The 18,941-nt window shown below is 69.3% G+C and carries 16 protein-coding genes; 12 read left to right on the forward strand and 4 right to left on the reverse strand.

Translation table 11 applies throughout. From position 1 onward, the window contains the following. Positions 1-49 precede the first annotated feature (49 nt). Together HCN51_RS37170 and HCN51_RS37175 are read left to right on the forward strand one after the other, a co-directional pair. Positions 50-1,177 carry a 3-dehydroquinate synthase family protein gene (locus tag HCN51_RS37170; protein WP_168016351.1) on the forward strand — a complete coding sequence of 376 codons (1,128 nt, stop codon included), beginning with the start codon at positions 50-52 and terminating at the stop codon, positions 1,175-1,177. A 45-nt stretch (positions 1,178-1,222) separates the two neighbouring features. Further along, positions 1,223-2,659, forward strand: a complete 1,437-nt coding sequence (locus HCN51_RS37175; RefSeq protein WP_168016353.1) for a condensation domain-containing protein — start codon at positions 1,223-1,225, stop codon at positions 2,657-2,659. A 49-nt stretch (positions 2,660-2,708) separates the two neighbouring features. On the opposite strand, the gene HCN51_RS37180 is transcribed toward HCN51_RS37175, so the two are convergent. Beyond that, positions 2,709-3,860, reverse strand: a complete 1,152-nt coding sequence (locus HCN51_RS37180) for a DegT/DnrJ/EryC1/StrS family aminotransferase (RefSeq protein WP_206068330.1) — start codon at positions 3,858-3,860, stop codon at positions 2,709-2,711. A gap of 192 nt (positions 3,861-4,052) precedes the next feature. Next, the gene (locus HCN51_RS37185) at positions 4,053-4,922 is read right to left on the reverse strand and encodes a 3-oxoacyl-[acyl-carrier-protein] synthase III C-terminal domain-containing protein (RefSeq protein WP_206068331.1); all 870 of its coding nucleotides are present in this window, start codon (positions 4,920-4,922) and stop codon (positions 4,053-4,055) included. Between the two features lie 285 nt (positions 4,923-5,207). Here HCN51_RS37185 and HCN51_RS37190 point away from each other — a divergent pair, with 285 nt between their 5' ends. From HCN51_RS37190 to HCN51_RS37235, 10 genes are all read left to right on the forward strand, one after another. Beyond that, a complete protein-coding gene (locus HCN51_RS37190; protein WP_168016357.1) occupies positions 5,208-6,497 on the forward strand; it encodes a type III PLP-dependent enzyme in 1,290 nt (429 codons plus the stop codon). Continuing rightward, a complete protein-coding gene (locus HCN51_RS37195) occupies positions 6,497-6,757 on the forward strand; it encodes an acyl carrier protein (RefSeq protein WP_168016359.1) in 261 nt (86 codons plus the stop codon). The genes HCN51_RS37190 and HCN51_RS37195 overlap by 1 nt, the downstream gene beginning before the upstream one ends. 22 nt (positions 6,758-6,779) lie before the next feature. Beyond that, positions 6,780-7,157 (forward strand): holo-ACP synthase, encoded by a 378-nt coding sequence (gene acpS / locus HCN51_RS37200; protein WP_168016361.1) that lies wholly within the window; start codon positions 6,780-6,782, stop codon positions 7,155-7,157. A gap of 15 nt (positions 7,158-7,172) precedes the next feature. Further along, a complete protein-coding gene (locus HCN51_RS37205) occupies positions 7,173-8,033 on the forward strand; it encodes a cupin-like domain-containing protein (RefSeq protein ID WP_168016363.1) in 861 nt (286 codons plus the stop codon). Between the two features lie 35 nt (positions 8,034-8,068). Then, complete coding sequence (locus HCN51_RS37210; RefSeq protein WP_168016365.1) at positions 8,069-10,237, forward strand: beta-ketoacyl synthase N-terminal-like domain-containing protein; 2,169 nt, start codon at positions 8,069-8,071, stop codon at positions 10,235-10,237. 11 nt (positions 10,238-10,248) lie between these two features. Continuing rightward, complete coding sequence (locus HCN51_RS37215) at positions 10,249-11,718, forward strand: class I adenylate-forming enzyme family protein (RefSeq protein ID WP_168016367.1); 1,470 nt, start codon at positions 10,249-10,251, stop codon at positions 11,716-11,718. Beyond that, positions 11,715-12,791 (forward strand): glycosyltransferase family 4 protein, encoded by a 1,077-nt coding sequence (locus HCN51_RS37220; protein ID WP_168016369.1) that lies wholly within the window; start codon positions 11,715-11,717, stop codon positions 12,789-12,791. Before HCN51_RS37215 ends, HCN51_RS37220 begins: the two co-directional genes overlap by 4 nt. After that, positions 12,788-13,726, forward strand: a complete 939-nt coding sequence (locus HCN51_RS62575; RefSeq protein ID WP_168016371.1) for a 3-oxoacyl-[acyl-carrier-protein] synthase III C-terminal domain-containing protein — start codon at positions 12,788-12,790, stop codon at positions 13,724-13,726. The genes HCN51_RS37220 and HCN51_RS62575 overlap by 4 nt, the downstream gene beginning before the upstream one ends. Positions 13,727-13,746: 20 nt before the next feature. Next, a complete protein-coding gene (locus HCN51_RS37230; protein ID WP_168016373.1) occupies positions 13,747-14,616 on the forward strand; it encodes a hypothetical protein in 870 nt (289 codons plus the stop codon). 73 nt (positions 14,617-14,689) lie between these two features. Next, on the forward strand, positions 14,690-16,036 hold the full coding sequence (locus HCN51_RS37235; protein ID WP_168016375.1) for an MATE family efflux transporter: 1,347 nt from the start codon (positions 14,690-14,692) through the stop codon (positions 16,034-16,036). Positions 16,037-16,059: 23 nt separating this feature from the next. Here the strand turns inward: HCN51_RS37235 and HCN51_RS37240 are convergent, their stop codons facing one another. Both HCN51_RS37240 and HCN51_RS37245 read right to left on the reverse strand, forming a co-directional pair. After that, on the reverse strand, positions 16,060-17,097 hold the full coding sequence (locus HCN51_RS37240) for an alcohol dehydrogenase catalytic domain-containing protein (RefSeq protein WP_168016377.1): 1,038 nt from the start codon (positions 17,095-17,097) through the stop codon (positions 16,060-16,062). After that, positions 17,094-18,938, reverse strand: a complete 1,845-nt coding sequence (locus HCN51_RS37245; protein ID WP_168016379.1) for a cellulase family glycosylhydrolase — start codon at positions 18,936-18,938, stop codon at positions 17,094-17,096. The genes HCN51_RS37240 and HCN51_RS37245 overlap by 4 nt, the downstream gene beginning before the upstream one ends. Positions 18,939-18,941: the final 3 nt, after the last annotated feature.

Below are 18,941 nucleotides of genomic sequence, written 5' to 3' on the forward strand. Positions count from 1 at the left end.
TCAGCGGACAAGTCGGAATACGTGATCACGGAAGGAATCGGGACGGCCCGTGTTCGAGCGTAGTGTCGTTGTGGGTGACGAACCCATTCCCTATTATTACGGTTTCGGCTGTGCGGATGATCTCGTCAACGCACTCGCCGCCGAGTTCAAGAACGCTGACGCGGGCCTGCTGGTAGCCGACCGGGCGGTGGCGAAGTTCGCCGAGGACATCGTCGGCCGCCTTTGCGAGTACATGACCATGCACGTGTACTTCCTCGACGCCGAGGAGCGTAACAAGACACTCGGTGCCGTGCAGTCCGTGATCGATTTCGCGATCGACCGGCGACTCACGCGGGAATCCTTCTTCCTCGCGATGGGCGGTGGACTGACCGGGAACATCGCCGGCCTCGCCGCCTCCCTCATCTACCGGGGAGTCCGCTTCGCCCACCTGCCCACGACATCCGTGGCCGCCTTCGACTCGGTGCTGTCGCTCAAGCAAGCGGTCAACCTGCCCCGGGGAAAGAACCTCTGTGGTTGCTATGCGCGCCCGACCGCCATCGCATGCGATCTCGAATGGCTGACGACGGGACCACGTAGCGGCTTGGTCAACGGGCTGGCGGAAATGGTGAAGAACGTGCTGATCGCCACCCCTGAGCACGAGACCTTGCTGCTGCGCTCCCTCGGCCGGCTCGGCGAAGAAGCCGCGCCGGACGCGCTGTTGAGCCTCATGCGCATCGGGATCGACACCAAGGAGCCGCTGCTGCGTGCCGATCCGAAGGAACGTAAGGAAGCGCTCATTTTCGAGTACGGGCATACAGCGGGCCACACCGTCGAGTTCGTCTCCAAGGGAGTCATCCGCCACGGCGAAGCGGTGGCCTGGGGGATGCTCGTCGCGGCGGAGGTCAGCAGATCGCTCGGATACATGGACGAGGCCGAGGTGGCCCATCACCGCGAGATCGTGTCCCACCTGGGGCTGCCGGACCCCCGCTCGCGGCTGGGCGGCTTGGACTTCGCGCGAATGCGCCAGGTGCTCGCGGCGGACAACAAGCGGGGATATGTTCAGTGCGCTCCCGACGAGGTGCCGATGGTGCTGCTGAAAGGCGTCGCCGAACCGGTCCTGGCCGCCAGCGGTCATCCCCTGGTGGCTGTTCCCCTGGACACCGTGATGACAGCCCTGAGCACGGTGGCCGCAGCCTGATCCTTTCGGGATCCGACCGGAGGAAACACGATGCAGGAAGAATCTGTGCGCTCCGACGCGGAGTTGCTTCCGCTCGCTCCGAGCCAGGAAGCGATCTGGGAATTCATCCACTACTTCTCGCCCGACGATCCAGGTGCCGAGCGGTTCAACGTCTGCGACTTCAGGTTGCTGGAGGGACCGGTCCAGCTGGAGTCGTTGTACGACGCCATCGACGATGTCGCGGGGCGACACGATGCTCTCCGGATCGAGTTCGCCGAACTGGGCCCGGACCCGCTACTGCGGATCCGGCACGATGTGCGGCCGGTGGTGTCGTTCGTCGACCTCTCGGATCTCTCGGAGGAGAAGCAGCTGGCACCGGTCGCGCGGTTGATACAGGAATCATCCGCGCAGGTCTTCGATTTCCGCGAGGCGCCACTGTGGTCCGTCCGCCTCGTGCGCCTCGCGCCGGAACGGCACCTTGTCGTGGCCGGCTTCTCTCACCTCGTCTGCGACGGACGGTCCCTCAGCGTCTTCTTCAGCGACCTGATGAGGAGTTACGGCATCCGGCGAGGCGACCTTTCCCAGGCGGCCCGGACAGGCCCGGCCACTCCAGAAGTCTCCACGGCAGTCACGTTCCGCGAATTGGCGGAGCTTCAACGCATCGCGCAGGATTCCACCACAGGAGACCGCCGGACGGCGGACCTCGGTCTGGCTCGCCCCGGAAACCTGTTTCCCACCAGGGCACAACGCGGCGAACGTTCCGGCGCCGACATGGTCGCGGAGACCTCGTATGCCTTTTCCTTCGAGGACGGCATCTCCACCGGAGTACGGCGCCTGGCCTGGCAGTTGAGAACCACCCCGTTCGTCGTGCTTCTCGCCGCCTATCAAGTTTGTCTGCGACTGCGCACGGGCCTCGACGGCCTGCGCATCGGCACCGTCACCCTGGCCCGGGGAAAGATGGACGGGGCCGCCCGGTCCATGGGGCAGTTCACCACCAATGTGTACCTCCTGTCCGCAGCGCGGGCGGACGTTCCCCTGCGTGACGTCGTGACGGAAACCCATGCGCGCCTCAAGCGCGAGACGACCAGAGGGTGGTCCTTCAAACGCATCGCGCGCGCCGTCCACCCGGATTTCGAGAAGGAGCGGCCCTGGCCGTTCCTCCACCTCTTCGACTCCTGGTTCCAGGCGGACCCGCCGAGGTTCCAGGAGGACGACCGGGTCGGCGTTCTCTTCATCAGCCGTCCGGACATGTTCTGCCCCACTGGCGCCGCTGCGAACGGTCCTCTCATGCCCCCGGCCGGCGACCTGGAGCTGTGGATGAAGCGTGGGGCGCCCTCCATCTCGGTGAACCGCGCACGGACCGGCGGTACGGTCACCTACAACCCCTGCTTCTTCGAGGCGGACGTGGCTGCGGGTCTCGCCCGGGACTATCGCCAGACCGTGGGACACATCGTGGAGCGCCCGGACCTGCCCGTCGGCCGCATACAGCTCCACCAGAACTGATCCAGCACGACACCGGCCTCGCACCGGACGATGCGCACGGCCCGCCGGATCACTGGTACGCGATCAGGACCTTCGCCACCGCGTCGGCGATGTCGGCCATGTCGCGCTCGTCCCCCAGGAAGCTGCCGTGATGGGCGAGCACGGTGTGTGCGACCAGGTGTTCGGCGTGCGGATACGTTCGGGCACGGTGCTCGGCGACGAAGCGCTCGGCGAGGTGCGCGAGGCTCGGCTTCGTCCACGGCCGCAGCAGCGTGCTGCGGTTGAGGGGCGCCCGCGGAGGATAGAAACGCGTGTGCAGCTCGGCGGTGAGCGCGTCGGCGATCTGCTGCGCCGTCACCCCATCCGGCAGCGGATCGAAGATCAGCGGTACCTCGTAGAGGGAGAGCCGGGTCTGTTCCTCGCGGTGGTTCAGCAGCCGCACACCGGGCACGTCCGCGAGCAGCTTCCCGAGCAGGAGGTAATTGGCGTTGCGTATCGCGTGCTGCTCGTCGAGAATGCCGAGCTGGGCGCACAGGACCGCCGCGCCGAACTCGCTGAGACAGAAGTTGGCTCCCATCAGGGTCGCACTCTCCACGAGGTCGAGGCCCATGGCCGTCGACTGACCGCCGGCGTACCGCCGGGAGTCGGCGCGCAATTCCTCGAGGAGCGCGGCCAGCGCGTCGTCATCGGTGACCACGGCACCACCCTCGCCCGCGGTGAGCACTTTGGAGTGCTGCATGCTGAAGCAGCCGATCCGGCCCAGCGATCCGGCCTGCTTCCCGAGCCACTGGGCGCCGTGCGCCTGGGCCGCATCCTCGATGACGGTGATGCCCAGGGGATCGGTGATCTCGCGAATCCCTGGGATGTCCGCCATGGCGCAGGCCCAGTGAACGGCGATCAGGGCGCCCGTATCCGCTTCCGGTGCGACGTTGTCCGGGCCGACACAGCCCGTCTCGGGGTCGACGTCGACCAGTATCGGCACGAGGCCGGCGCGGAAGACCGCGCTGGCGCTCGCCACCCAGGTGAGCGCCGGTACGAGGACCGTGGACCCGTAGGGCAGCCGGAGAGCTTCCAGTGCGGTGACCAGGGCGCTGGAGCCATGGTCCACCGGCACGCAGTGGCGCGTGCCCACGTACTCGGCGAACCTCCGGCCGAAAGCACGCTCGTAGGGTTCGCTGCCCGTGGCCGGTCCGCTGATCCCCCAGCGGCCGCCGGCGAGCACGGAGGCCAGCAGATCTGGGGCGTTCTCGGCGGGCTGCGGCCATCTGGGCCACGGTCGGTTCGGTGGACGGACGGGGGAACCCCCCGCGATCGCCAGCGTGTCCGGCGCCGGACGGGCGGACGTAAGGTGTGCTTCGTCTGGCATCATGTTTTCCCTTCCTGTCGCCCGCCGATGCATGGCGGCTCACCTCCGTCAGTGTGCGAACACCATGGCCGAATAGGTGCCGCCGAGGCCGGCGGCGGCCATGACGTACCGATCGCCGTGATTCAGGCGTCCACCGTCACGAGCGTCCAGATAATTCAAGAAGGCGTCCGCGCAGAAGCTGTGTCCCATGGTCGGCACGTTGTCGAGGAAGACTCGGTCGAGCGGTATGCCGAGGAGCGTGCAGACCTTTTTCCAGGTGAACCGGTTGACATTGTGCGGCAATATAAGGGCGATGTCGTCCAATGTCAGTTTCGCCGAATCGACCGCATCCAGAATGATCTGCGCCAGTGCGGGAACGTAGTCGCCGCGTCGTCCGTAGATCTTGGTGGCGGACCCGATCAGCCTGTCGTGGTCGGCGGAGGACGCGATCAGTGCCGCCGCCGTGCCCTCGCTGTTGATGGTGATGTCCGACAGGAGCTGAACTGTCGGCGAGAACGCCTTCTCGCCCGTGAGGACCAGCGCGAGCGCCCGGGGATCCGGGTCGGCGGCCAGCAGCCGTCCAGCGAGTGACACCGCGAGCAGGCCGGTCGCGCAGGAATGCTGCGTCACCGTGAATGCCGTCGCGTGTTCCAGGGACAGCGACCGCACGACCTCCTGCACATGCATCAACGGGTACGGGGAGGCGAACTCGATCGCACGCCCCAGGACGACATAGCGAACGTCCTTCTCCCGCTCGCGGAGCTGGGTCAGGCCCGACGCCGACGCCAGCATGAGGTCCATCGCGGTGGAGCCGGTTTCGTAGGGAAACCACCTGAGCCCGAACAGGCGTTCGTAGAGGCGTACGCGCGACGGCGTCAGGCCCAGTCGGGCCCCCAGCTCCTCGATTCCGATCCGCTGCCGGGGAACATGTCTCGACACCTCGACGATGGCGGTCAGGACGACCCCCTCGCGGTGGCCGAGGCATGCTCGGGATCCGCATCGGTCGTCACCAGTTGTCCCTCCGCTCCTGCCGCCGGCGTGCCGGGCTACCGGGCCCGATTTTTCAGCCGCCTGGGCGCTGTTGGGAATCTGGCATTCACCCCTGGACCTTTGGGCAGGTCCGTGGACCGCCCGCCCAAGCCTTGTCCCCGAGGCGGAGCGGACCGAGCATGACCGTAGTCCGGGCCTCCGCCGGGCGGCACGAGTCCACCGACCTGAGAGCCTATGAACATCCAGGGAATCGAATACACGGAGCTGGTCGAACGCTTCGGCACGCCGCTCTACGTCTACGACGGCGATGTCCTGCTGCGCACCCTTTCCGCCCTGTCCGGGGCGCTGCACCCCGCCCTAGAAGCCTTCTTCTCGCTTAAATCGAACCCGAACATCAGCGTGTTCGCCACCCTCCTCGAGGGCGGCGCGCGGGCCGAGGTGTCGTCGCTGGTCGAACTGCGCACCGCGCTACTGGCCGGCGCCGAAGCGCGAGACATCATCTTCCTCGGCCCCGGCAAGAGCGACGACGAGCTGGCCGCCTGCCTGGAGGCGGGCGTCTACGCCATCGTCGCCGAGTCCTTCGACGAAGTGGACCGGATCGACCGGCTCGCCGACGAGCGCGGAGTCCGTCAGCGCGTCCTGCTGCGGATCAATCCGGCCTTCACGGTCCGCGGATCGCGCCTGACCATGGGCGGGCGGCCGCTGCAGTTCGGGATCGACGAAGCGCTGGTGCTCGCGGCCGGAGACCTGTCGTCTCGCTGGCGGAACGCCGAACCGGCGGGCATCCACGTGTACATGGGCACCCGGATCCTCGATCCCGACATCATCGGGAGGAACACCCGCTACATCCTGGATCTGGCGGACCGGGTGGCAGCCGCCACAGGGATCCCGCTGGAGGCCGTGGACATCGGCGGCGGACTGGGCGTCGCCTACTTCGACGGCGAGGAGGACCTCGACGAAAAGCGGGTGGCCGACTGCATCAACCCCCTGATCGAGGAGTTCGCGCGCACCCACCCCGGTACGCGCCTGCTGATGGAATCGGGGCGCTTCCTGACTGCGCGCGCCGGTGTCTACGTGGTGTCGGTGCGTTATGTGAAGGAGTCCATGGGCAAATGGTTCGCCGTCGCGGACGGCGGCAGCAACCACCACATGGCCGCGGTGGGCATCGGCTCGTACACCAAGCGGAACTTCCCGGTGGTCCTGCTCAACCGTCCGCACGACGACAGCGCGCTTCGGCCCTGGACCATCACCGGTCCGCTGTGCACGCCTAACGACACCCTGCTCAAGGGTGCCGTCCTGCCGCCGCTCCGGGAAGGTGACCTGCTGGGCGTCACCCGATCCGGCGCCTACGGCCCTTCGGCCTCGCCTGGCCGGTTCCTGAGCCACGGCTTCCCCGCTGAGGTACTCGTCCGGGACGGCGTGGCCCATCTCGTGCGCAGCCGCGATCTGCCGGATGACCTGTTGCGCCAGCAGCACCTGTACGCCCGGACCCCGGCACCGACGAGCACGAGAGATGAGGGCTGATGAACCGCGAGCAGACCGTCGAGCACATCCGCGTCGCACTCTCCGCCGTACTCGACCGGGAGATCCCCCAACTCGACGCGGACGCCCGCCTCGTGGAGGACCTCGGTCTGGATTCCACCAACGTCGTCGAGCTGATGATGGCCCTGGAGGACAGCATCGGCCTGGAAGTCGACCTGGACGAACTGGAACCCGAGGTCTTCAGCACCGTCGCCACCCTGGCCGACTTCATGAGAGCCGGGGCTCTGGGTGCGGTGTCCTGAAGGCACCTAGAAGGGATCTGGTGTGCGGACAGGTGTCGATCTGCTGGCCATCCATCGATTCGCGCCAATAGTGCGGCGCGCCCGCTACTGCTCCCTGCTCTTCACCGAGGGCGAGCTTGCCCAGACCGTGGGGCTTCGGCCGGAGCGCCGGGTGGAGCGCCTCGCAGGGCGTTTCTGCGCCAAGGAGGCGACGTGCAAGGTCCTCGGCCGGGGGTTCGGGCAGGGCATTCACTGGCGGGACATCGAAGTGCTCGGTGACCCCTGGGGAAGACCCGTCGTCACGTTGCACCGAGGCGCCCGGACGATCGCCGATGCGCTGGAGCTGGACGAGGTGGTGGTGACCCTCACCCATCAGGCGGATCTCGTGGTGGCCTTCGCGGCCGCCGAAACGCGGAAATGAACGGAGGGCCATCGGATGGCCGGTAACACGTCGCCCGCCGGTATGAGCAGCGCGGAATTCATCGCGGGCCATCTCGCCGAGAATCAGCCTCTCGTCAGCAGGGGCTGGTGCCGGCAGTGGTGGCCGCAGCCCCCGCCGTGGGACCTGGGCGAGCTGGCCCGGCGCTTCGGGGACTGCCGCGTTCCGGTCTTCGACTCCCTGTTTGAGATGCAGCGGGTCGTGCGCTTCGAGGAGTACGTCTCCGCGATGGCGGACGGCGTGGCCGGCGGCGAGCCGGTGCCGTACATGCGTTGGTACGCGAGGCAGCGCAACTTCCAGATGATCTGCGCGGACGACGCGTTCGCGGAGCTGAAGGGCGACTGGGCGGCACCTTCCTGGCTGCCGTCGGACGACTATGTGTTCCCGGCCATCAAGGAGAACGCCGATCCGACGAAGGACAGCTTCCCGGCCAAGGGGCTCTTCATCTGCGCGGCCGGTGGGCGGACTCGCCTGCACGTGGACCCATGGGCCAGCGACGCCTGCCTCTGCCAGATCACCGGCGAGAAGCGTTTCGTGCTCTACCCCCCGGCAGCGGGGAAGGCGCTGAGCGACGGCGCGGGCGTCGTTGACCTCGACCGGCCCGACACCGCCCGGTTTCCGCTGTGGAACTCTGTCGAACCCGCGCTGGAGGTGACACTCCAGCCGGGCGACGCCATCTTCATCCCCGCCGGCTGGTACCACGCGGCTGTCGCCCTATCCGCCAGCGTCTCCGTGACCTGGAATTTCGTACACGCGGTGAACGCCGGCCGGTTCGCGAAGTATCTGGACTCCGGCGGTTCGGCGGATCCAACCGTCAAGTACTTCCGCAGGCAGCATCGTTCAGAGGGGTACGCATGACGCCGGGTCCAGAGTCGGAACGTGTCGAAAGCCCCTTGGACATCGCTGTGGTCGGTGTCGGCGGCTACTACCCCGGCTCGACCGACATGGCCGGCCTGTGGGAGACGCTGCGCACGGGCGCCGATCGCGTGGTGGAGATACCCGAGGAACGATGGGACTGGCGCACCCACCATGACGAGCGCCGCGGGCGTGACCAGAAAAGCTATGGCAAGTGGGGTGCTTTCCTGGACGATGTCGCGGGGTTCGACGCCGCGTTCTTCGACGTCCTGCCGAGCGATGCCGAGATCATGGACCCGCAGGAACGCCTCTTCCTCGAGGTCGTCTGGAGTCTGCTCGAGGAGACCGGCTACCTGGGGACGGCCTCCCACGAGAGATCGACCGGGGTGTTCGTCGGCGTCATGTACGAGACGTACGGCCGGATCGCTGCCACGGGCTGGAACACAGGGCAGTTGACCAGCGCCGATTCAACAGCGTGGCGACTGGCCAACATGGTCTCGTACCATGGCGACTTCCAGGGGCCGAGTTACGCGGTCGGCTCCGCCTGCTCCTCCTCGCTCACCGCCGTGCACCTGGCCTGTCAGAGCATCCGCAACGGTGAATGCCGGATGGCCATCGCGGGCGGGGCCAACCTGATCCTGCACCCCGCTCACCTGGCCGGACTGGCCTCCAGGAGCATGCTCTCACCCGAGGGGCGGTGCCGGGCGTTCGACGCGGGGGCCAACGGCTTCGTGCCCGGCGAAGGAGTGGGCGCCGTTCTCCTGAAGCCACTCGCGGACGCCGAGGCCGACAACGACGAGATATGGGGCGTGATCAAGGCGAGTTTCGTCAACTCCGCGGGCCGCCGCTCCGGTTTCACCGTCCCGAACCCCACGGCACAGGCCGATCTCATCACCGAGGCGATACGCCGGGCGGGGATGGCGCCGCAGTCCATCGGCTACATCGAAGCGCACGGCACGGGCACCAAGCTGGGTGACCCCCTCGAAACGGCAGGGCTCAACGCCGCGCTCACTCCTCGCGCCGACGGCACGGAGAACGGCACCGCAGGACGCCCACGATGCGCCGTCGGCTCGGTGAAGGCGAACATCGGGCACCTCGAAGGCGCCGCGGGAATCGCCGGCCTCACCAAACTCCTGCTTCAGCTCCGGCACCGTCAGATCGCCCCCTGCGTCCATCTCGACAAGGTCAACCCGATGATCGACACCGAATCGGGTCGTTTCTACTTCCCCACCGAGCTGACCGAGTGGAGCAGCGAGCCGGGCACGCCCCGGCGCGGGGGTGTCAGTTCGTTCGGGTCCGGCGGAGCCGGCGCCCACGTCATCGTCGAGGAGTACCTGGACGAACGCCCCCGCTCCGGAGCGACCGCGGACGCCGACGGCGAGGAGGACGTGTTTCTGCTCTCGGCCCGGACCCTCCCGCAACTGCGCATCATCGCCGAGCGCACCGCGGAGCTGCTGGCCAGCGCCGACGCGCCCGGACTACGCGCGCTCACGTACATGGCCGCGCTGCGCCGCAAGGAGATGCCGGTGCGCCTGGCGGTGCTGGCGAGGAGCACCGAGGAGGTGCTGGCCGGGCTGCGTTCCTTCGTGCGCGGCGACGACGTGCCCCGGGTCTGCCACGGCACAGCCGTGCCGCACCATGCCGACGGTGGGAACTCCGAGCCGGTCGTCGCCCAGACCCGCGAGTACCGGGAGCTGGCGCACTTGGCGCGGCTGTGGACACAGGGCTCGGTCGTCGACTGGAGCCCCTTGTGGCCAGGCCCGCGACCTTTCCCGGTGACGCTGCCGCGCTATCCCTTCGACAAGAAGCGGTACTGGCTCCCGTTCGCGCAGGACCCGGACCCGCTACCGTCGCCGTCCGTGACGGTGGCGTCGGGCGCCGCTCCGTCCGACCGCGCTCCGACGGAGGAACCGGCCCCGTCACGGCTCGCGATCGAGCGTGAGCTGCGCGGCCTCGCCACCCGCTTCCTCCGGGTCCCGGAGTGGGAGATCGATGTGGACATGGACCTGGTCACGCTCGGCTTCGACTCGATCTCCCTGGTCCAGCTCGTCGGCGACCTGCTGGACACGTACGAGATCGACCTCGACGAGGCCGTGGACGCCGTCCTGTCCGACCACCTGTCGCTGGCGGGCCTGGCCGACCACGTCGAGCGGGCGACGGCCGCCGGACACGTTCCGGCGACGACGCCGGAGCTGGGTGAACGGTGACGGACCAGGCCATGCGGGAGGTCGCCGCGCTGCTGGGCCCGGAGGAGGCACGGGCCGCGGAGCGCCCTGTGTTCGGTGAGCTGACCGCGGACGGGACAGTGACGACGTCGGGCGCCGAGCTGCGGGCCGAGGTCATGCGGGTGGCGCGTCACGCGGAGCGCCTGCGGCCGGCCGTGATCGCCGTACTGGACGGCAGCCGCAGCAGCATCGCCGTACTGCTCGGCCTCCTCGCGGCGGCGGTCGACGTCGTCGTGGTCGAGGCGGGCAATTCGCATTTGCGCGACGAGCGGTCAGTGATCTGGTCCGCCGGTGCCCGGACCCTGATCAGACCGGAGTCGTCGGCGGTGCCCGCGCCGACGGGTCCGACGGAGCTGACCTATGACGACCTGCTCGCACCAGGCCCCCCGACGTCGCGGACCCCGCCCGCTGGATCCGGCTCGGCGAGCCCCGACCTCCTGCTGCTGACCTCCGGTTCGACGTCGGAGCCGCGGCTCGCGCGGCAGCCGATGCGAGCCGCGGTCAGGGGAGGCGAGCTGTACCGCAGCATCCATGCGTACGGCCCGGCGGACCGGATCCTGCTGCCCATCCCTGTAGCGCACTCGTTCGGGCTCATCGGGGGTCTGTTCGCCGGGCTGAGAGCCGGCGCTCAGGTCCTGACCATGCCGAAGTTCTCGATCGGCCGGCTCGTGCGAGCTCTGGCCGAGGGTGCGTCCGTGGTGCTCGGCACGCCTCTGCTGTACTCGATGCTGGTCCGCGCCTGGGGAACCGAGGCGCACGCCCCGGGGCTGCGGCTCCTGCTGTCGTCGGGCGGCCCACTGCCGCAAGAGACGGCAGATGCCGTGCGGCGGCTGTGCGGAGTGCCGGTGTACCAGGTCTACGGAAGCACCGAGACCGGGCTCGTCGCCTGCCAGGACGGCAGCAGAGAGACCTGGCAGCCGGGATCGGTGGGGGTGTTCGCGCCGGGCGTGCAATGGGAGTTGCTGCCGGACCCGCCCGGGGAGGAGTCCGGCGGATCCGGTCATCGGCTCGCGGTCCGAACCTCGACGATGTTCACCGGATACTCCGACGGGGGCCCGGGACCCGGCCCCGGTCTCTACGAAACCGGCGACCTGGTGCGTATCTCGGACACGTCCGAGGTATTCCTGCTGGGCCGCAAGCAAACGTTCATCAACGTGGGCGGCAAGAAGGTCAACCCGCAGCGGGTCGCGCGCCTTGTCCGCGACCACCCCGACGTGGCCGACGTGCACGTCTTCGGTGTCGAGGAGCGTGGCGAGCAGACGGTCCACGCCGCCGTCGTGGCCGGGCCCCGGGGCGGTGCCGGACTGGCCGGCGAGGTGATCGCACTGTGCCGCGAGCGGCTTGCCGCCCACGAGGTGCCCCACCACGTTCATCTCCTGCGGGCTCTCCCCCGCTCCGCGCTGGGAAAGGTCGACATCTCCGCTCTTCGGGCCGCCGTCGGTGTGAAGGAGGACGAAGCATGAGCCGGGTCCTCACCGTCTTCGGCGGCTACGCGAACAGTGAGACCACCGGTGGCCTGCGGATGGCGTGGCGCACCGCCGCCGCGCTCATCCAGCGCGGGCACGAGGTGGCGGTTCTCACCGATTCCGCGCGCCCGCCCGGACCGTCCGACGATCTGCCGGTCCGGTTCCGGACCCGAGAGCAGCTCGGCGCGAACCCGGACTGGCGGCGTCCCGATGTGGTGCACGTGTACGACCTCGCGTCGGCGGAATACGCCGGCCTCGGGTACGAGCTGGCCCGCGAGAGCGGGGCGGAGTTCTTGCTGACACCCGCCTCCGCCCCCGTTACCTGGCCGGATCACCGGCTGGGGCGCCGATTGTGCGGTGCGGCCGGTGCCGTGTTCACTCTGACCCCGTCGGAGGCGGCGCTCCTGGCCGACTTCAGCGTGCCCGCCTCGCGTATCCGCCACATCCCGCAGGCACCGGATCTGATCGGGGCCGGTGACGGCGCGGCGTTCCGGGACCGGCATTCGGTGACCGGGCCGCTGGTGCTGTTCCTGGGGCGCCGGGTTCCGTCAAAGGGGTATCACCTCCTGCTCGAAGCAGCCCCATTGATCTGGGGAGTACGTCCGGAGACGGTTCTCGCGTTCGGTGGGCCGTCGGGCGGGAGGGCGGACCAAAGCGTCTTCGCCCGCCACCGGGACGAGCGGATCCTCGACCTCGGCCTGCTCGACGAGAGCGGCAAACACGACGCGCTGGCCGCCTGCGACCTGCTCTGCCTGCCCTCCTGCGCGGATGTCTTCCCGCTGGTGTTCGCGGAGGCATGGTCCTGCGGCAAGCCGGTGGTGTCCGGGCGCTTCGCCGGGGTGGAGGACGTGGTGCGAGCCGACGTCGACGGGCTGGTGTGCGACCTGACAGCCGGCGATGTCGCGGCCGCGGTCCTGCGGTTGCTGCAGAGCGAGGACTTGCGTACGAACCTCGGTGCGGCCGGACTGACCCGGATACGGGACGGAATGAACTGGCCGCACGTGGCAGCCGTGGTCGAGAACGCGTTTCCCGAGGCCCGCGACGGCCGGGCACAGCGAGGCGGACGGTGACATCCCTCGAAGCCGTCGCGGTCCATCTGCCCCGGCACAGCGAACCGGTCGCCGGACGCCTGCGTGCGTTCGGGCACAGCGACCAGGAAATCACGGCATACCGTCTGTACTACGGGTTCTCCGAGATCCGGGTGGATCACGACCGGAGCATGGCGGAGCAACTCATCGCCGCTGGGCGGGGGTTGACGGAGCTGCGCGGCCAGGAGCACCGGGTGCGCTACGTGCTCCAGGCGAAGACCATGCCGGTGTCCGCACCGTACCCGGTCAACCCGCTGCACGAGGCCCGCGCGGCTCTCGGCCTGACGCACGCGCCGGCGTTCTCCGTCAGCCAGCAGGCCTGCGCCACCGTGCTGGTCTGCGTCGAACTGGCGGGGCGGATGCTCGCGCAGGACGGTGATCCGGACGCTCTCGCCCTGGTCTTCGCCGGAGAGAAGACCTTCACCGACGACGCGCGCGTCCTCGGGGCGACGGCCGTGATGGGCGAGGGCGTGGTGGCGCTCCTGGTCCGGGCGGGCGACATCGGCAGGGACCGGATGCTCGGTTACGCCTCCCGCGTCTGCGGCGAGTTCTACCGCGGCTCCCGGATGACGGAGGAGGATCACGAGAGATGGGCCGTGCGTTACCCCGACGTGCTCGTCGACGTCATCACCGCCGCCCTCGACCACGCGGGCCTGACGATCGACGACATCCGCCTCATTCTGCCGCACCACGTCAATCAGCTGTCCTGGCGCAAGGTGATCAAGGGCCTGGGACTCAAGAACCTGGACCGCCTCTACCTGGACAACCTCTCCAAGGTCGGGCACTGCTTCGGCGCCGACACCTTCATCAACTACTGCTCGGCCCGCGCGGACGGCAGGCTCACGCCCGGCGACCGCTACCTGATGACCGCGGTCGGCCTGGGCGCCACTTTCTCGGCCATGGTCTTCGAGCACTGAACCGGAAGGAAGGCCACGCGGTGTACATCGGACCGAAGCCGGACGGTATCGGAGCGGACCTGCGCCTTGCCCACATCGACCACTGCGCCTTCGACGGGCTGAGCGCCTTCAACGATCTGGACCGCACCTATTTCGGCCATCTGTGGGAGTTGTTCGGGCTCCCGTGGGAGGACGCGTACCTCGCGGGTCGCCGGACCACCTTCCACGACATGACCGGGCCGATGCTCGGCCGGCTCGGACCGCTTGCCGAAGGGTTCGACGCGGCGGTGCTCGCCAGCTCCACTCCTGACGCGGAGCCCGGCTTCCCCATGCCGTTCCTGGAGCACGCGCTCGACGGCATCGACACGGTCTTCGCGATCTCCGACCAAGGCGCCGCGGGCGCGTTCACCGCGCTCCGGCTCACCGCGACCACCCTGCCCGCGGGTTCCCACGGACGTGCGCTCGTCCTCGTCATGGACCAGGCGACCGTATGGCAGGGGCCGCCGATCCCCGAGGACATCCGTCCCACCCGCGACATGGCCGTGGCGCTCGTCCTCGACCGCGACGGCGCACTCGGCGCCCCCAGGGTCCGTCAGCACGCCGGGGTGCCGACCTCCGACATCGTCGCCCTGCTGCGGGCTGAGGTGGAGGAAGCCGGGGCGTTCACCGCGATCTGCCGACCGGCCTTCGCCCCGTACTGGGCGAAGGCCGGTGTCAGCGCCGACGTTCTGCCCGTCCCTGACGGACTGCCGTGCACCGGGCTGTGGGTCACGCTCTCGGAGCACTGCGCCCACCTCCCGGAGACGTCGGACCGAAAGATCGTCCTGGCCGACTACGACCCTCACCTCGGATACCTGAGCCTGTGCCGGCTCGACACGGCAGCGGCCTCAATCAGGCGCTTCCCATGGTGATTCCTCGGTGAATCTTGCTAGCGTCCCGTGAGTCCTCTTAACACCCCAGCCGTCGCGCTCCCCGGAGGCCCGTATGTCGTCCCTGACCACGCAGGAGAGAAGGGGCGTGTGGCGCACCATCTCGGGCCTCGCAGTCCCGCTCTTCGTGGCCGAGTCTCTCAATTTCGCCGTCCAGCTCGGCATCGTGGCCATCCTGGGGCGTATGGGGGGCGACGTCATCTATATTCGCTCCCTGTATCAGCCGGTCAGCCTCGTCATCCTCGCCGTGACCGTGGGCTTTGCGGTCGCCAACCAGGTGGCCGCCGCGATCGGCAAGGGGGCCGGGCGTCCGCGGGACGTCATGGCGAACGCCGCCAGCCTGGCCAGGGTCTGGCTCGGGCTCGGCGCTGCCCTGTTCCTGGTTCTCATGATCGCTGCTCCCCTGCTGGCCGGGTTCTTCCAGGTGGACGCCGAGCAGCGGGACGCGTTCGTCTCCTTCCTGCGCTGGACCAGCGCCGCCGGGCTGCTGACCATCGGGCCGGAACTCTGCGCGTCGAGCCTGCGCGGCTACGGGTATGTGCGGCACGCCACTGTGCTGGTCGTCTTCACGGCGAGCGTACGGATCGGCCTCGTGGCCGGTCTCGGGCTCGGCACCGACGTCGGGATCGCGGCGGTCCCGATAGCCGAGGCGACGGCGGGTGTGGCCGGCCTGGCCATGGGGTTGGTCCTGCTGCGCCGCACCGAACTGTGGCATCCGTCGGCCGCCCTGGTCTGGCGGCGCGAAGTCCTCACCGACCTGCGCCGCATCGGCGTGCCCATCGCGATGTCGTTCTTCGTGATCTCCGCGTACAACCTCGCGGTCATCGGCGTCCTCGGACACTACGGGCCGGACGCCGTGGCCGGTTTCACGGTCGTGTCCACCATGCAGAACCTCGTGCTGCTGCCGGGAATGGTCCTCGGCACGGCCACCGCGATCACCATCAACCAGCAGCGCGGGTCGGGCGACTGGCCGCGCATACGTGCGTCGATGCGCGGCGGCATCGAGGTCACCGTCATGGCCTACGTGGTGATCGCGTTGCTGGTGTGGTCGGTGCACGAGCAACTGGCACGGCTGATCAGCGGTGACGCCGGGGTGGCCGTGGCCGCCGGCAGCTACCTGGGCGCCGTGGCGCTCACCTACGCCGTCCAGGGCCCGGTACTCATGTCGCTGACCGTCATGGAGGAAACCGGCGGCGGCCTCCGGGCGATCGTGCTCAACGCCATCTACTTCGGCCTGATCGTCGCGGTCAGCACCGCCGCGACCCACGCCACCGGCACGGTGGACAGCTTCTACGCCTCGGTGGCCTACTGCAACCTGATCGGTGTGAGCGTGCCGGTCGTCGCCCTACGGCACATTCGGAAACTGTCAGCCGAGGGAAGCGCACGGGCGGCTGCCGCTTGACCCGAGGTTGAAGCTCTCCAGGGTCATACTCCGAACGGAGCGAGGACGACCTTGAAGGCTTCGCGGCGGTCGAACAGGTCGTAGGCGTCGGCGGCCGCCGACAGCGGCAGCCGGTGACTGATCAGCTCGGACGGGTCCAGGCGCTTGTGGCGCAGCAGCGCGAGCACCGGCTCGCGGACGTCGATGGGGTCGCCCACGACGAAGCGCACCGTCAGCTCCCGGGCGAAGGCGGTGCCCGCGGGGAAAGAGGCGTCGGCATGGTGCACGCCGACCGCGGCGATGGTGGCCCGGGGGGCCGCGGCTCCGACGGCGGTGGACAGGGCAGCCGGTGTCCCCACGGCCTCGATCACGGCATGCGCTCCCCAGCCTCCGGTCAACTCAGCCGTCATATGGGCGAGTTGCGTGGGGGTGACGATCCGTCCGGGACCGGTGAAGCCTGCGCGCCGCCCGGCGTCACTGTCGGCCAGGACGACTTCGGCGGCCCCGGCGAGCCGGGCGCAGGCCGCCGCGAGGACGCCGACCGGTCCCGCCCCGACCACCGCCACGACGTCGCCCGGTCGCACCCGCGCGCCCATCACCGCCGCGTACGCCGTGCTCAGAACGTCTCCGACGAACAGTGCCTGCTCGTCGGACACACCGTCAGGCGTGGCGCACAGAACGACGTCCGCGAACGGGACGCGGACGTATTCGGCCTGGCCGCCCGCGATCGCGGGACCCACCAGGGTGGAGGAACCGAACAGGCCGACCGACACGCATTGGTAGTGCATGCCGTGCACGCAGGGCGCACACGAGCCGCAGGCGACTATGTCGGAGGCGAACACCCGCTGTCCGGGCGCGAACGGTACCAGTGGGCCCGCCTCGGCGACCGTGCCGGCGAACTCGTGCCCGAGCACCGTGCCGGACTCGAACGAGGGTGTCTCGCCCCGGTAGGGGTGCAGGTCGGTGCCGCACACAGCCGTGCGGTGCACTTTGACGATCGCGTCCCGGGGCCCGGCGAGCCGGGGTTGTGGCAGCTCTTCGACTGCGACCTTCCCGGGCCCGTGGTAGACGACTGCCTTCACAACGCGGACTCCCTTCCGTGGTTCGGGAGCCGTCGGCCCAGGACCGTCCATTCCTTGGCTCCCAGCGAGACGGCGTAGCGTGTGCCGGCGGTCGACAGCTGCGCCGAGATGGGGTGCTCACCGTGGTTGACGACGACGAGCCCGCCGTCGCGGCCGCTCACGATCTCCAGGTCGGGCTCCTCGCAGCGCACCGCGGGCCGCACGTGGGCGATCTCGGCGATGCGTGCGTAGAACAGGTGCCATCCGCTCGACGTCAGCAGTCCGGGTGCGCCGAACTGGCACTCCAGCGGTGCGTTGGTGAACAGCACGCGGCCCCGGCCGACGGCCTGCTCGACGAGTGCGGGCGACCCGTCAGGGTAACTCGCGAGGACCCGGCCGGTGGTGGCGACCATGGTGGTGGGTTTCATCACCGCGGGATCCCATCGAAGCGGCCATCGCGCGTCGTCCCAGCACAGCGCGCTCTTACCGTCGTCCCCGAGCCGGAAGTCGACGATCTCGGCCCCGACGAGGTCGGCTCCGGGCAGCCCGTGCAGATGGTCGCCGAGAGAGAGGTAGACGGTGGCGCCGCGCTCGGCGTGGGCCCGCAGCGCGTCGAGGTCGTCGAGGGTGAGCCGGTCCGCGGCCGGGCACATGACGAGGTCGTGCCGGTGGTGGTCGAGTCCCGCGGAGGTGACCACGTCGGCGTCCACGTGGGCCCGCTTGAGCAGGAGATAGGAGTGGAAGGCGGCGACCGCGCCGCCCGCACCGTCCAGGTACGACGTGCCCTGGCCGCGCAGACGGTGCGGCAGCATGAGGGCGGCGGAGGCGGGCGCACGCGCGGCCGTGAGAACGGTGGCGTGGTCGAGGACCTGCCGGTAGGCGCCCATGGTGGGTTTCGGGGTGCCCTCCAGGGTGTGCAGCCCGACATATCGCTCGGCCGGGCGTTCCCGGTACGGCTCCGCCGCCGACGCGATGTCCTGCCAGCACCAGACGAAGACTCCGGCGACGCCGTTGGCGAGGACCGACGCGGTGGCCGCCGAGAGGAAGGACGCGGCGGTGCCGGTGTGCACGCCGTAGCTGCCCAGTTCGTCGATGAGAACCGGGCCGTAGGCCGAGCCGACGGCGGCCAGGAACGACGGCAGGTTCGTCGCCTTGTACGACAGAGTCGACTCGATCCCGCCGGGGGCCCACGGCGGGAACCCGTGCAGGGCGATCAGATCGAGCTCCCGCTGGTTGTCGCAGCCGTACGGGCCGCCGCCGAACACCGCCGACGGGTCGTTGGCCTGCATGACGAGTGCGCCGGGCGCCTCCGCGCGAAGGGCGTCGGCGAGCCGCCGGTACCAGCCGGCGACCTCCTCCTTGGTCAGGGAGAGCGCTTCGGCCTCGTCGATGTTCCACAACTCATCGCCGAGGTCGTAGGCGAGGACATTGCCGTGGGCGTGCGCGGTCTTGGCCACGGCTCGCGCGTACGCCTCCTCGGCGGCGAGCAGGTCCGGATCGCGCCACACACTGCGCCCCCGCCGCCAGGGCAGGTCGAGGCGCTGGCCGTTCATCCATATGGTGAGAAGCGACAGAACGCAAGACAGACCCGCCTCTCCGGCCGCGCGGACGGCGATGTCCAGACGGGCGAGCATCTCGGAGTCCACCGCGTGTTCCGTGGGCATGAAGTCGCGCCAGAACAGGAAGAGCCGCACCGAATTCAGACCCGCTTCGGCCATGCGCCCGAAGTCGGCCCGAAGGGCGTCCTCGTCCCAGTCCACCCACCACCGGCAGCCGGCGGCCGAGGGGTGATGGTCCACACCGAGCGCCACGAAGGAAAGCCCGGCGCGGTGAAGGCGGCGGTCGGTCGTGGTGATCTCCACCCT

It is taken from the genome of Nonomuraea composti, assembly GCF_012034275.1.
Lineage (GTDB): Bacteria > Actinomycetota > Actinomycetes > Streptosporangiales > Streptosporangiaceae > Nonomuraea > Nonomuraea composti.

Bases quoted from the DNA above. Each gene is read 5' to 3' on its own strand.
- HCN51_RS37235 (WP_168016375.1), top strand. From the start codon at position 14,690: ATGTCGTCCCTGACCACGCAGGAGAGAAGGGGCGTGTGGCGCACCATC.
- HCN51_RS37220 (WP_168016369.1), top strand. From the start codon at position 11,715: ATGAGCCGGGTCCTCACCGTCTTCGGCGGCTACGCGAACAGTGAGACC.
- HCN51_RS37190 (WP_168016357.1), top strand. From the start codon at position 5,208: ATGAACATCCAGGGAATCGAATACACGGAGCTGGTCGAACGCTTCGGC.
- HCN51_RS37205 (WP_168016363.1), top strand. From the start codon at position 7,173: ATGGCCGGTAACACGTCGCCCGCCGGTATGAGCAGCGCGGAATTCATC.
- HCN51_RS37195 (WP_168016359.1), top strand. From the start codon at position 6,497: ATGAACCGCGAGCAGACCGTCGAGCACATCCGCGTCGCACTCTCCGCC.
- HCN51_RS37215 (WP_168016367.1), top strand. From the start codon at position 10,249: ATGCGGGAGGTCGCCGCGCTGCTGGGCCCGGAGGAGGCACGGGCCGCG.